We start from the raw sequence: 12933 nt of genomic DNA, 5'->3' as shown, positions 1-12933 counted from the left end.
TGACATGGGACAGCCGAACTCGGATCTTCCGCTCGACGGAATCACCGTAGTTGCACTCGAACAGGCGGTGGCGGCACCGCTCGCCACCAGACATCTCGCGGACATGGGTGCGCGGGTGATCAAGATAGAACGCGTCGGCGAGGGTGACTTCGCGCGTCACTACGACCAGGCGGTTCACGGTCAGGCATCACACTTCGTGTGGCTCAACCGTTCCAAGGAATCGATCGCCGTCGATGTGAAGTCGGAAGCCGGCCGGCAGATCCTTCTCGATCTGGTCGCGCGAGCCGATGTGTTCCTGCAGAACCTGGCTCCCGACGCAGCCGCGAGACTGGGGTTCGGCGCGGAGGAACTGCGCGATAAATACCCACGGCTCATCGTGATCGACATGTCCGGCTACGGCAGTGCCGGCCCGCGGCGCGAGCGTAAGGCCTACGACATGTTGGTCCAAGCCGAGACCGGAATGATCTCCGTGACAGGCACACCGGAGACGGCCACCAAGACCGGCATCCCGGTCTCCGACATCGCGGCAGGAATGTACGCGCTGACTTCGATTCTGAGCGCCCTGTTCCGTAGAGAGCGAACGGGCAAGGGAGCGCTCGTCGAGGTCTCGATGTTCGATTCCACCGTCGAGTGGCTGGGCCATCCGATGTACATGAAAATGTATGCGGACAAGCAGATTCCACGTGTCGGTCTCGGCCATGCGGCGATCGTTCCCTACGATTCGTATCCCACGGCCGACGGCGAAATCCTGATCGGCGTCCAGAACGATCGTGGATGGCGAGCGCTGATGGTGGACGTGTTCGAGCGAGAGGATCTGGTCGATCATCCGCGTTACCGCACCAACATCGTGCGCGTCGAAAACCGTGGCGAGGTAGACGAATTGGTGGGCTCTCTGACGCGTCTGTACTCGACGACAGATCTGGATCAGCGTCTGGCCGCCGCTGGTGTTCCGGCCGCGGCACTCAACGACATGGCCGGTCTGCTGGAACATCCGCAGCTGGAGAAGCGTGCCAGATGGCGGTCCGTGGGCACCGAGAACGGTCCGATCGATGCCGTGCTGCCTCCGATGACGTATTCGGATGTCGAAATGCGCATGGGTGACGTTCCGGCACTCGGCCAGCAGACGGATTCTCTGCTGGCCGAGTTGGGACTTACGGGCGACCGGATCGCGGAACTTCGCCGCGACGGATCGATCGGTTAACGCTTCTAGCGTCGCAGGTTCTCGAACACCGCGGCAATCCCTTGTCCGCCACCGATACACATGGTCTCGATCCCGTACCGTGCCTGGCGCCGGTCGAGTTCGCGCAGCAGATTGGCGAGGATCCGCCCACCGGTAGCGCCGACAGGATGTCCGAGCGAGATCCCGGAACCGTTGACGTTGAAGCGCTCCTCGATGTCCTGCGCGCTCAATCCCCAAGCCTTGGCGCACGCGAGAACCTGGGCGGCGAAGGCCTCGTTGACTTCGATGAGGTCGATGTCGTCCAGCGACAGATCGACACGGGAGAGAGCCTTCGCCACGGCAGGCACCGGTCCGATGCCCATCCGGTTCGGCTCCACACCGGCCACACCCCAGCTGACCAGTTTCGCGAACGGCCGCAGGCCCAGCCGTTCGGCGTTGGCCGCAGTGGTGACGATGGCCGCGGCTCCGGCGTCGTTCTGGCCGCAGGCGTTTCCGGCGGTGACTGTTGCTTCAGGGTCGACGCGACCTCGAATGGGGCGCAGTGCAGCAAGATCGGACAGTTGTATCCCTCGGCGCGGATGCTCGTCTTGGGTGACGACTGTCTGCTCACCACGGCGTCCGGGCACCGAAACGGGAATCGTCTCGTCGTCGAAGTACCCACTGTCTTGGGCGTGAACGGCCCGTTCGTGCGATCGCACCGCGTATCGGTCCTGCTCGTCGCGGGTGATCGAGTACTCCCGGCGCAAGTTCTCGGCGGTCTCGATCATGCCGCCTTCCACCGGAAAGTTGACTCCGCCGGAGTTCGTGCGCGGTTTGGCCAATCGGTCGTGGAACTCGACGGAAGGGCGCTTTGTGCCCCAACGCATGTCGGTGGAGTAGAACTCGGTTCCGCTCATGCTCTCGGCGCCGCCGGCGATGACCAGATCACTCATCCCGGTCTGTACCTGCATCGCGGCGTAGATGATCGCCTGCAATCCCGAACCGCAACGGCGATCGAGTTGTATTCCGGGAACGGACACGTCGAGACCGGCGTCGAGTGCCGCGATTCGCCCGATGGCCGCGGCCTCTCCGTTGGCGTAACCCTGACCGAAGATGACGTCGTCGACATCGGTGGACGCAATGCCGGTTCGTTCGACGAGGCCACGCACAACAGTGCCGGCGAGAGTGGTGACGGGAACGTCCTTGAAGACTCCGCCGAATCCGCCCACCGGGGTGCGAACGGGTTCACAGATGACTGCGTCGTGCATGGAATGCGCCTGTCTTGAGGAGAGGTGGGGAATGCGTCGCGTGAACGGGCCGATCCAAGGGCCCGTCGCGACCTGGCCACTCGAATATCCAGCACGCGTGGCGCGGTTGTCAACAGCAGGAACGACCTGTTCGGACATAGTTTCCGCCATACGGTTCGTATGCGAAATCGACTTTGACACATATACCCTTCGGGGATTGAATGGATACAGCGTCTCTGCCGCACACACGTCGCGGCGGGATGAAAGTTCCTGGAGTCGAATCAATTTCGTCGACCGGGAGGGCACGAAGTACCGACTGACAGGTGGAACAGTGACTCGTTTGGCGCAGACGGCGGGATTGACCGAAACCCAGACCGATATCGTCGGGGCGGTACGCGAGTTCGTCGATCGTGTGGTCATCCCCGCGGCGCAGGAACTCGAACACTCGGATACGTACCCGACCGACATCGTCAAGCAGATGAAGGACATGGGTCTGTTCGGACTGACCATCGACCCCGAGTACGGGGGTATCGGCGAATCATTGCTCACCTACGCGCTGTGCGTCGAAGAATTGGCCCGTGGATGGATGAGCGTGTCCGGTGTCATCAACACGCATTTCATCGTGGCTCACATGATTTCGGCGCACGGGACGCCGGAACAGAAGGCGAAGTACCTGCCGCGTCTGGCGTCCGGGGAACTCACCGGTGCATTTTCCATGTCGGAGCCTGCCCTCGGTTCCGATGTTGCTGCCATATCGACCAAGGCGAAGCGGACGGACTCCGGCGATTACGTGATCACCGGCCAGAAGATGTGGCTGACCAACGGAGGTTCCTCGACCTTGGTGGCAGTCCTGGTCAAGACGGACGAGGGCGCGGAGAAGCCGCACAACAATCTGACGACGATATTGATCGAGAAGCCCGCAGGTTTCGGCGAGGTACTCCCGGGCCTGACCATTCCGGGCAAGCTCGAGAAGATGGGGTATAAGGGAATCGACACCACGGAGATGATCTTCGACGGTTTCGAGATCGGAGCCGAGGAGGTTCTCGGTGGCACCCCTGGCTCGGGATTCCGGCACATGATGGACGGCGTCGAGGTCGGCCGGGTCAACGTCGCCGCGCGTGCCTGCGGAATTGCCCAGCGCGCTTTCGAACTGGCTGTCACCTACGCCAAGCAACGCGAGACTTTCGGCAAGCCGATCGCCGAGCATCAGGCCATCGCGTTCCGGATCGCCGAGATGGGCACCAAAGTCGAAGCGGCGCATCTGATGATGGTCAACGCTGCCAGGCTCAAGGACTCGGGTGAGCGCAACGATGTCGCAGCGGGTATGGCGAAGTATCTGGCGAGTGAATTCTGCTCGGAGGTCACCCAGGACAGCTTCCGTATCCACGGCGGATACGGCTATTCCAAGGAATACGAGATCGAGCGGTTGATGCGTGAGGCGCCGTTCCTTCTGATCGGTGAAGGCACCAGCGACATCCAGAAGCAGATCATCAGCAAGGGCCTGCTTCGCACGTACAACTGAGCCGAGAAGCGGCACCGCGAATATGCGCGGTGCCGCTTTGTCGTGTCGGGTCAGCGGGTGAAGGCCAGGGTTGTCACCGGTGACCGGTTGCCGTATGCGTCAACGGCTTCGACGCGGGCTTCGTATGCGGTGCCCGCTGCGGCGTCGGGAATCGGAATGTCGAGGCTGTTCGGCCGCGGCATGAAGTAGAAGTCCGAGAGCACCTTCGACGAGACCACCTTCGCTCCGGTGGCTGTGTCCGTGACCTCGACGGCGTAGTGGTGCACCATCTGATCGTCCTTGGCCTGCGCGATCCTCAGTGCGGTCGCACCGTTTTCGCCGGTCGTCACCGAGAGCGGAGTGCTCGAGGTGAACTCCGGCGCGTGCGTGTTCCGTGCGCCCGAGGTGTAGCGGAAGTTGTCCTTGATCTGCTGGTTGGTCGACCCGTCGAGTTCGACCGTCCACCCCGAACCGCTCAGCGTGCCCGCGCTCGAGTACGGCGGCTGCCAGTTGGCTGACCACGCGCCACCGGCGTAGATGTCGTGCTTGTCTGCCGCCATGTTGATTCGGTTGATTTCCGTGCGGTCCTGGTAGACCTCGACGAAGAGCGCTTGGGCAGTGGGTGATTCGAAACGGTTCGCGAGACCGGACTCGGTCACCATCTGGTAGCCGTGATCGATTTCGATGTACGACATCGAGCCGTCGTTGACCGACGTGAAGTCACGCTGATGGATCGACCGGTCGTCGTTGTTGTTCAGATGTGAGTGCCCGGAGAAGAAGATTGCCTGAGGGAAGGCACTCAGGTCTTCGGTCAATCGAGGGTTCGACGCCTGCTGCCCGTCCATGGCTGTGTTGCTTGCCGGCCGGTGTCCCTGGACCAGGATCGGCTTGGTCAGGTTCCCGGACTCCGCGGTGATTTCGGTCAGGCGGGACTTCAGCCAATTGCGTTGCGCTGAATCATTGTTGTAGGTTTCGGTGTTGACCGTGAAGAGATGGACACCATTGACGTCGGATTCGTAGTATCCGCCACCGGAATCCGGGAACCACTCCGCCGGGTACCCGGCTCTGATCGCCGCGAGACTTGCATCGTGATTGCCGTTGGAGATCAGGAGTTGTGTGTCGTTCATGCCCTTCCGGGCGAGGTTTGCCTGGAAGATTTCTGCGACGATCTTGTGGTCGGGCCCCTTGCCGTCTCCGTTGTCGTTGATCATGTCCCCGTTGGAGAGGATAGCGTCGGGTTTCGGGAAGATGGAACCGATTGTGTCGAAGAAGCTTTCGTACTTCTTGTCGTTGTTCGCGTGATCGCCGACGTGGACGTCGGACATCACGACGACCTGAGCCAGCGGCTTTTCCGACGTCTTGATCAGGTAGCCGAACGAGACGGCCGCGCTCGCGTGATCGCCTCGGAAAGCTGCGACAGTGACGTTGGTGTCCTGCGCGATGTGCAGCGGACGTCCCGGCGTGGCAGCTTGGCTGTCGGTGGTGGGTGTCGTTCCGTCCACGGTGTAGCGGACGGTGGCGCCGCGCTCGGCGGTGAAGGTCAGGTCGACGGGGTGCTCGTACCGTCCGCCGGGGACGCTGACGCCGGGCGCTGCGGGCGGCGTGTTGTTCTCGCCCGAAGAGCTGCCCCATTCGAAGGACGAACTCCCCCAGCCGGGTTCGGCGTGGGATTCGGCGGGGGCGATGCCGGGAACGGCGAGAGCCGCTGTCACGGCTGCTATCGCGATGGTCGTACGTCTCACGAGGATTCCTTGTCTTCGACGCGGTGGTTCAGACCTATCCGTAATTGGTCTGGACCAATTACGGTAGGTGGCGCCGGGTAGAAGAAGGTGTGTCCTGAATGTCCGATTAATGAAGCGTGTGTGAACACCCTGCAGTGCTTGGTACCGGTATACCCGGCTGCGTTTATGGCAAAGTCGATGGAGTGGACCTACGTCAGATCGAGTACTTCCTTGCCGTTGCCGGTGGTGAGTCCTTGTCGACGGCTGCGCAGAATCTGTCGGTCACCAAGCCGTCGCTGTCGCAGGGTATTCGTGGCCTCGAGCGTGAACTCGGAGTCGAACTGTTTCACCGCGTCGGTCGCGGTTTGGTGCTGACGGCAGCAGGTCGGGCGTTGGTAGGGCCGGCGAGGCAGATGACTCGCAGCAGCGCGGCCGCGTTCGACGTCGCGATCGGTACGGCCGACGAGCCTCGTGGCCGGCTCGACATCTGCTCCGCGGCACATGGTCTCGAAGGTCCGATCGCACGCATCGTGGCAGACTTTCGTGAGCGGTGGCCTGCTGTGACCGTTCGGGTCGGTGAGTTGCCGCAGGGTGCAACGTCTGAGCAGGTGTTGGCAGACGGCGCGTGCGAGGTGGTCTTCAGTTACTGGCCACCCGACATGTCGGCGCTGTCCACGAAAGTGTTGGGGGTGAACGAGTACTGGCTGGCAGTGCCGTCGGGGGTTCATCCTGACGTCTGGCCGAATGGTGTGAAACCCGCTGCGGGAGAGCCGGTGTCATTGACGGCATTGCCCGATCTCCCCGTGGTGGGTGTGCTCAAACACTCGCGGGCTCGCCTTGCCATCGAGTCGTCTCTGCAGGCCGCCGGGGCCCGGACTCGGATGTCGACGGAGTTGGCGCAGCGGGAGACCGTCGGCGCGTTCGTCTTTGCTGGTTTGGGCATGGCATTCATGGAGCGTTCGTTGGCCGAGAGGTCGGTCGCGTCCGGCGCGGAGATATTTCCGGTGGAGCCGGCGATCTCACTGAATTACGGCGTCGAGTTCGATCCGGAGACGCTCTCGCCGTTGGGCAGGCTGTTCGTGGAGGGCTTGTGACGTGGGGAGATGTTCTCGATGTACGCAGACCCGGCCGGTGAGAGCGGGCCGTCGCGGTAGACCAAGATCGTCTGCCGGGTGATCGGTGGGAAAAGCGAGCGAACCTCAGATGCCGGGGAGTCTTGTTCGGCGATCGATCTGGGCAGCAGCGCGGCGCCTACACCTTGCCCGACCATTTCCCGGACAGCAAGGCGATCTGGCACTTCCACGACGACGTCGGTGAGTTCCAGATCGTCGTCGATCGAGTGCCCGCGCCGAACTGCGGATGCCTCGACCACCATCGGCAGGCGCGCGACCACGGTGCGCGGAACCGGATCGGGGAGGTCTGTGGCCAGGCGAATGGGGATCGACAAGACCGTTTCCTGGGTGCTCACGGCAATTTCTCGAAGCCCGTCGGAGACTTCGGCACCCGGGTGGGTCTCGAGAAACCCGAGTTCACACGTACCTGCTCTGACGAGCGCGCGCACGTCCTGTGCGTTGGCGGAGGCGTTCGTGGAGAACCGAATTCCGGGTGCCGTCAGATGGAGGCGTCCGGCGACCTCTGCAACAGGGTCGATGGCGAGATCGGACTGAACTGCTATGGCGAGTTCCCCGGCGCGCAAAGCGGTTACCGCAGCCACCGCGGCCTCGGCCCGAGCAACGTCGGCGAGCAACGTACGGGCAGAATCGGCAACTGCCAGTCCGACCGTGGTGGGAGCCAGACCGCGAGTGGTGCGCTCGAAGAGTGTGGCTCCGAGAGCTCGTTCGAGGTTGCGCACGGCCTGCGAGAGGGACGGTTGCGAGATACGCAGGACGTCCGCGGCGGCAGTGACGCTGCCGTGATCGACGACCGCGACGAGATACTGCGCGCTGCGTATGTCCATGCCGGGTGCCTGCATCTGACGAATTCTCCCAGATGACGGAGCCTTGGCGGCGGTGACTTGCTGCGACCTGCGGACATAGGTCTGAGCTATGGCTCTGTGCGCCTTCTCGTCTTTGTGGCGCAGGCCATAGCGATGGTCGACTGTTCCAGTACCACCGACCGCGGTTCGTGCTCGGTGAGTACCTGGAACACAGGAGCGTGATGTGAGCGAGCTTCACCTACCCAACCGGATACGCCACTCGGCGTCGACACGGCCGTCCGATCCGGCAATCACGTGCGGCGACCGAACGTTGACTTGGGCTGAGCTGGATGGCGAGACCAGCACCTTGGCGAGTGCGCTGGCAGAAGTGACCACAACGGGTGCTCGTGTCGGTGCGCTACTGCGTATGGGGCTCGAAGGTGCGGAAACCTTCATCGCATGTGCGAAGGCAGGCGCTGTGTTCATACCGTTGAACTGGCGGCTCAACCCACTCGAACTCGTCGACATCGCCGAGGACGCGGAGCTCGACGTCTTGATCGTCGATGACGAGTTCGCCGCGGGGGCGGCGGCGATGTCCGCAGCGTTGCCGGACATCGAGGTCATAACCGTGGGAGCTGCAGGGGGCCTGCCGGATTCGCGAACCTGGGCGGAGTTCGTGGCATCAGGGACCGGTGTCGACCCCGGACACGGGCACGATCCGGACGCAGCAGTTCTGCAGCTGTACACGTCCGGGACAACCGGCCGGCCCAAGGGCGTCGTGGCCACGCACCGGAATCTGTACAACGAGCCCGAGGGGTTCGATGTCTACGAATTCGGTTCGAATGCAGTCGCACTCGATGCACTTCCCCTCTTTCACATCGCCGGTGCCGGCTGGATGAGTACATGCTTGTCGGCCGGAGTGCCTTTGGTGCTGCTCGGAGACATGGCGCCTGCTCGGGTCGCTGATGCCATCGCGACCCACCGCGTCACCCACGCATTTCTGGTGCCTGCAGTCATTCAGACGCTGGTAGATCTGCCGACTCTCGACAGTTTCGATCTGACCAGCCTGGAGGTGGTCGCCTATGGGGCGTCGCCGATCACTCCGGCACTCCTCGCTCATGCGATGACTGTCTTGAACTGCAAATTCGTCCAGCGATACGGGATGACCGAGACAACGGGTTCGGTATCCGTCCTTCGTGCCTTCGACCATCATGTGAGCGGTCCGCGTTCGGAGTTGCTCCGATCTGCGGGAAAACCGATGATCGGCGTCGAGATCTCCATTCGAGACGTCACAACTGGTGAGGTATTGCCGCCCAACAAATCCGGTGAGATCGTTGCACGCAGCAGAAACAACACTCGCGGGTACTGGCGACGTGACCGAGAGACCGCAGAATTGTTCACTAAGGACGGCTTTCTCCGAACAGGCGACGCCGGCCATCTGGACGACGAGGGGTATCTGTTCGTCACCGATCGCCTCAAGGACATGATCATCACCGGCGGTGAGAACGTCTATCCGATCGAGGTGGAATCCATTCTGGCCGAACACCCCTCGGTTGCCGAGGTCGCGGTGGTCGGGGTTCCGGACAAGCGCTGGGGTGAATCCGTCACCGCAGTGGTCAAACTGGTCGACGGTGCCGACGTGCCGAGCGTCGACGAGTTGATCGCGTTCAGCACAGCGAAGTTGGCGTCGTACAAGAAACCTCGCCAGATCCATTTCGTGGACTCCTTACCTCGCAACGCGAGCGGGAAACTGCTCAAGTCGAGCCTGCGGACCATGCTGAACGCGAGCGGAGAAGCATCATGATCGTGACCGAAGATGTCGGTGTCGCACAGCGTGAGGCGTGGGCGAACAAAGTTCTTCCACCAGTGGAACAGGTGCGGGACGGATTGTGGTCGATCCCTGTTCCCATGCCGGACAACCCTTTGCGCTACGTACTCGTCTACGCACTCGCGCTCGACGACGGACTTGCCCTCATCGACGTCGGTTGGGATCACGAACAGTCCTGGCAGGCTCTCGTCGACGGCATAGCATCGATCGGATACCACGTTTCCGAAGTGCGCTATGCGGCAATCACGCACCTGCATCCGGATCACTTCGGTCTGGCGCCGCGTCTTCGGCAGGTCAGCGGCGCAACGCTTGCGATGCACGTGGCCGACGCGACGCTCCTCGGGTACCACGGGCCCGAACAGACCCGCGACGACATCAGTGGCTGGAACCTGCAATTGTCCGAACTCGGCGCACCGGCCGAAGTGCTCGACGCGTCTCGGGTCGACCTGGTGCGGTTCGCCGAGCATGAAACCATCGACATTGTTCTGGGAGATGGTGATTCACTCGATCTTCCCGGGTGGAATCTCCGGGCCCAGTGGACACCGGGGCACACTCCCGGACATCTCTGCTTCGTGGAAGAGGACAGAGGCTTGTTGTTCAGCGGCGATCACATGCTGCCGAGGATCAGCCCGAACATCTCCACGATTCCCGGTGAACTCGAGAACCCGCTTCATCGTTATCTTCTCTCGCTCGAGGCGACGACAACACTGGGCGAGTGCGAAGTGCTTCCGGCACATGAATATCGATTCCGTGGGATCGCCGATCGTGCACGTCAATTGATGGGGCACCACGAGGAGCGATTGGCGGAGATCGTGGCTGCGGTGCAGGATGAGCCTGAATCCACGGCCTGGGAACTCTCACGCACGATCTCCTGGTCTCGCCCGTTCGAACAGATGTCGCCGCGACTACTTCGCTTGGCAGTCCGCGAAACCCATGCTCATCTTGTTGTTTTGGCCAAGCGGGAGATCGTGACACCGTCCGGCGGCACACCCGTGCGCTGGAGCATTCGCGCGCAGTGACCTTTCAAGAATCTCATCACGGAAGTAGGAACCGAACATGAGCGTCGTGCTCACCGACTTCGCCGACGGCGTTGCCGTCATCACCCTCAATCGTCCCGAGGCCAAGAACGCGGTCAATCTCGAACTTGCCGAAGCCTTGGCTGCGGCCATCGACGAGTTCGAGGAACGGGCCGATCTCACCATCGGCATTCTGACCGGATCTGGTGGAACCTTCTGCGCCGGTATGGATCTGAAGGGATTTGCGCGCGGAGAGCGGCCATCGCTACCGGGTCGTGGTTTTGCCGGTCTGACCGAGGCACCGCCGTCGAAGCCGCTGATCGCAGCCGTCGAAGGTTGGGCACTCGCCGGCGGTTGCGAACTGGCCTTGGCGGCCGACTTGATCGTGGCGTCCACGGACGCGAAATTCGGCCTGCCCGAAGTGAAGCGGGGACTTGCCGCGGCCGCCGGCGGACTCCTACGTCTGCCGAAAATTCTTCCGTATCAGTTGGCCATGGAAATCGCGATCACGGGGGATCCGCTCAGTGCCACCGTGGCGCATCATCACGGCTTGGTCAATCGGCTCGCCGAACCGGGACACGCGCTGACCGTCGCACGCGAGCTTGCGGCCCGAGTAGCGGCTAACGGTCCACTGGCTGTTCGCGCGACCAAGCAGGTACTGGCAATGTCCGCCAAGTACACCGATCCGGATGCCTTTGTCGCGCAACGCGAATTCATCGATCCGGTCTTCACCTCTCGTGATGCCAAGGAGGGCGCCACGGCATTTGCCGAGAAGCGCTCTCCCGTGTGGAGTGGTTCATGAGTGCCGAGACGATCGAGCGTGCGGCCGTAAGCATCGAACGAGACGGTGCTGTCGCGACGATTGTTCTCTGTCGGCCGCACCGCCGCAACGCTCTCGATCTCGACGCCTGGATCGCTCTACGTGAAGCAGTCCTCGAACTTCAAGAGGACGCGCAGATTCGCTCGGTGATCCTGACCGGCGCGGATGGGACCTTCTGCGCGGGCTCCGATCTGGACAAGCGTGGCTCGTCGCACCCGCTCGATCGCATGCGTGTCATCAACGCAACGGCAATCGCACTGAGTGAGTTTCCCAAACCTCTGGTGGCGAAGGTCGACGGGTTTGCCGTCGGAGCCGGATGGAACATGGCGTTGCTCTGCGACTTCGTCGTGGCGGCCAAGGGTGCGAAGTTCAGCCAGATCTTTGCCAAACGGGGGTTGTCTGTCGACTTCGGTGGTTCGTGGATCCTGCCGAGACTGGTCGGCCTCCAACAAGCCAAGCGACTGGTGATGCTTGCCGAGACGATCGACGCACAGGAAGCCTACGAGCTCGGGTTGGTGACTTATCTGGTCGAACCGGCCGAGCTGGACGAACACACGTCAACACTGGCGCAGCGGCTCGCCGCCGGCCCGCCGGCCGCACTGAGTCAGTCTGCCGCCATGCTCGAACGTCACACCTCCCTCTCGTTGCGGGAGGCCTTGGACAACGAGGCGAGGGCGCAAGCGGTCAATTTTGCGACGGATGCCACCGACGCGGTTCGTGCCTTCGTGGAAAAGCGGGAGCCGATCTTCACCGGAGAGTGGGCCGTACCAGGGGCAACTCGGGTGGAGTGAGCGACGGATCGCTGGTCGTATGATGGATGAGTGGATCTGCACTTCGTCACCTACTTCGTCGCTGTTGTCGACCACGGTGGGATAACGAAGGCCGCTCAGGCTCTCTACATTTCGCAGCCCTCGCTGTCACAGGCAATTCGTACGCTCGAGCGTCGACTCGGCGCCACGCTGTTCGACCGGACGGGCAGGCGGTTGGTTCTTACCGACGCGGGCCGCACGTTCGATCTCGCGGCCAGGAGAATCCTTGCCGACGTCGAGCGCGCGAAGGCGAAAGTGACCGCCGTTCGCGAACTCGAGTTCGGTCGTGTCGACGTCGTCTCGTACTCGGCGTTCTCGATCGATCCGATGGTCGAGTTGGTCCGGCGATTCCGGGCCAACTTCCCGAAGATCGTCGTGCGTGTTCTCGACACGTACGGCCCGGCCGGGGTCGACAATGCGTTGCGGCGAGGGTCGGCCGAGGTCGGCGTCACCGATCTGAGTATCGGGTACGAAGGTTTGGTCACGGCTCCGATTGCCACTCAGGAGTTGGTGCTCGCCACCCATGCGTCGTTGTCCGGCCGACTTGCAACGCCGTTGGCGGATCCGGTTCCGCGAGCGCTCTTGCACAGTTTGCCGCTTGTGGTCGATCTCGGTGATCAATCGAATCAGTTCCGGGGCTTGCTCAGCGAAGGCGCCGAGAACGTAGTCGTGGACTGTGTCCACCCTGTGACCACGTGGGAACTCGTGCGTCGAGGAATCGGCGCCACTGTAGTGCCGAGAAGGGTTGCACAACAGCAGATGACAGACGTCTGCGCCTTCTCCTTCGATCCGCCGCTGACACGCGACGTCGGTATCGTCTATCGCTCGGGCGAGCAATCCCCGGCGGCCGCTGCATTCATCGCGACGGCTGCGGAAATGGCCACCTCCGCCGTTCCGTCCACGGAAGAGGAGTGAAC

The 12933-nt window shown here is 62.4% G+C and carries 11 protein-coding genes; 8 read left to right on the top strand and 3 right to left on the bottom strand.

Going from position 1 to position 12933, the window contains the following annotated elements:
* Nucleotides 1–4 precede the first annotated feature (4 nt).
* The gene (locus tag EHW12_RS25665; protein ID WP_007729534.1) at nucleotides 5–1201 is read left to right on the top strand and encodes a CaiB/BaiF CoA-transferase family protein; all 1197 of its coding nucleotides are present in this window, start codon (nucleotides 5–7) and stop codon (nucleotides 1199–1201) included.
* Nucleotides 1202–1206: 5 nt separating this feature from the next.
* Here the strand turns inward: EHW12_RS25665 and EHW12_RS25660 are convergent, their stop codons facing one another.
* Nucleotides 1207–2427 carry an acetyl-CoA C-acetyltransferase gene (locus EHW12_RS25660; protein WP_007729531.1) on the bottom strand — a complete coding sequence of 407 codons (1221 nt, stop codon included), beginning with the start codon at nucleotides 2425–2427 and terminating at the stop codon, nucleotides 1207–1209.
* Nucleotides 2428–2737: 310 nt separating this feature from the next.
* Between EHW12_RS25660 and EHW12_RS25655 the strand changes: the two genes are divergently transcribed.
* Entirely contained in the window at nucleotides 2738–3928 is a 1191-nt protein-coding gene (locus EHW12_RS25655; RefSeq protein WP_007729528.1) for an acyl-CoA dehydrogenase family protein, read from the top strand.
* A gap of 50 nt (nucleotides 3929–3978) precedes the next feature.
* On the opposite strand, the gene EHW12_RS25650 is transcribed toward EHW12_RS25655, so the two are convergent.
* Nucleotides 3979–5649: a chitobiase/beta-hexosaminidase C-terminal domain-containing protein gene (locus tag EHW12_RS25650; protein WP_007729525.1), complete on the bottom strand. Its 1671-nt coding sequence runs from the start codon at nucleotides 5647–5649 to the stop codon at nucleotides 3979–3981.
* Between the two features lie 182 nt (nucleotides 5650–5831).
* Between EHW12_RS25650 and EHW12_RS25645 the strand changes: the two genes are divergently transcribed.
* Nucleotides 5832–6722, top strand: a complete 891-nt coding sequence (locus EHW12_RS25645; RefSeq protein ID WP_030537198.1) for a LysR family transcriptional regulator — start codon at nucleotides 5832–5834, stop codon at nucleotides 6720–6722.
* On the opposite strand, the gene EHW12_RS25640 is transcribed toward EHW12_RS25645, so the two are convergent.
* Nucleotides 6656–7600 (bottom strand): LysR family transcriptional regulator, encoded by a 945-nt coding sequence (locus EHW12_RS25640; RefSeq protein WP_042923979.1) that lies wholly within the window; start codon nucleotides 7598–7600, stop codon nucleotides 6656–6658. The two genes, EHW12_RS25645 and EHW12_RS25640, sit on opposite strands and share 67 nt — an antisense overlap.
* 187 nt (nucleotides 7601–7787) lie before the next feature.
* Here EHW12_RS25640 and EHW12_RS25635 point away from each other — a divergent pair, with 187 nt between their 5' ends.
* The 5 genes from EHW12_RS25635 to EHW12_RS25615 are packed head-to-tail and all read left to right on the top strand — an operon-like array spanning nucleotide 7788 to nucleotide 12931.
* The gene (locus tag EHW12_RS25635; RefSeq protein WP_125052048.1) at nucleotides 7788–9347 is read left to right on the top strand and encodes a long-chain-fatty-acid--CoA ligase; all 1560 of its coding nucleotides are present in this window, start codon (nucleotides 7788–7790) and stop codon (nucleotides 9345–9347) included.
* A complete protein-coding gene (locus EHW12_RS25630) occupies nucleotides 9344–10390 on the top strand; it encodes an MBL fold metallo-hydrolase (protein ID WP_003940131.1) in 1047 nt (348 codons plus the stop codon). Before EHW12_RS25635 ends, EHW12_RS25630 begins: the two co-directional genes overlap by 4 nt.
* Before the next feature lie 37 nt (nucleotides 10391–10427).
* On the top strand, nucleotides 10428–11189 hold the full coding sequence (locus EHW12_RS25625) for a crotonase/enoyl-CoA hydratase family protein (protein ID WP_065351440.1): 762 nt from the start codon (nucleotides 10428–10430) through the stop codon (nucleotides 11187–11189).
* Nucleotides 11186–11998, top strand: coding sequence for an enoyl-CoA hydratase-related protein (locus EHW12_RS25620; RefSeq protein WP_030537193.1), 813 nt, complete (start codon nucleotides 11186–11188; stop codon nucleotides 11996–11998). The genes EHW12_RS25625 and EHW12_RS25620 overlap by 4 nt, the downstream gene beginning before the upstream one ends.
* Nucleotides 11999–12028: 30 nt before the next feature.
* On the top strand, nucleotides 12029–12931 hold the full coding sequence (locus EHW12_RS25615) for a LysR family transcriptional regulator (protein WP_007729501.1): 903 nt from the start codon (nucleotides 12029–12031) through the stop codon (nucleotides 12929–12931).
* The last annotated feature ends 2 nt before the right edge of the window (nucleotides 12932–12933 follow it).

Source organism: Rhodococcus sp. NJ-530 (assembly GCF_003860625.1).
Taxonomy (GTDB): domain Bacteria; phylum Actinomycetota; class Actinomycetes; order Mycobacteriales; family Mycobacteriaceae; genus Rhodococcus_F; species Rhodococcus_F qingshengii.
The sequence above is the reverse complement of the archived record's forward strand: the minus strand, read 5'-3'. Positions and strand labels throughout refer to the sequence as shown.

Coding starts and splice junctions, on each gene's coding strand:
- EHW12_RS25665 (WP_007729534.1), top strand. CDS start 5: ATGGGACAGCCGAACTCGGATCTTCCGCTCGACGGAATCACCGTAGTT.
- EHW12_RS25660 (WP_007729531.1), bottom strand. CDS start 2,427: ATGCACGACGCAGTCATCTGTGAACCCGTTCGCACCCCGGTGGGCGGA.
- EHW12_RS25625 (WP_065351440.1), top strand. CDS start 10,428: ATGAGCGTCGTGCTCACCGACTTCGCCGACGGCGTTGCCGTCATCACC.
- EHW12_RS25630 (WP_003940131.1), top strand. CDS start 9,344: ATGATCGTGACCGAAGATGTCGGTGTCGCACAGCGTGAGGCGTGGGCG.
- EHW12_RS25640 (WP_042923979.1), bottom strand. CDS start 7,600: ATGCAGGCACCCGGCATGGACATACGCAGCGCGCAGTATCTCGTCGCG.
- EHW12_RS25620 (WP_030537193.1), top strand. CDS start 11,186: ATGAGTGCCGAGACGATCGAGCGTGCGGCCGTAAGCATCGAACGAGAC.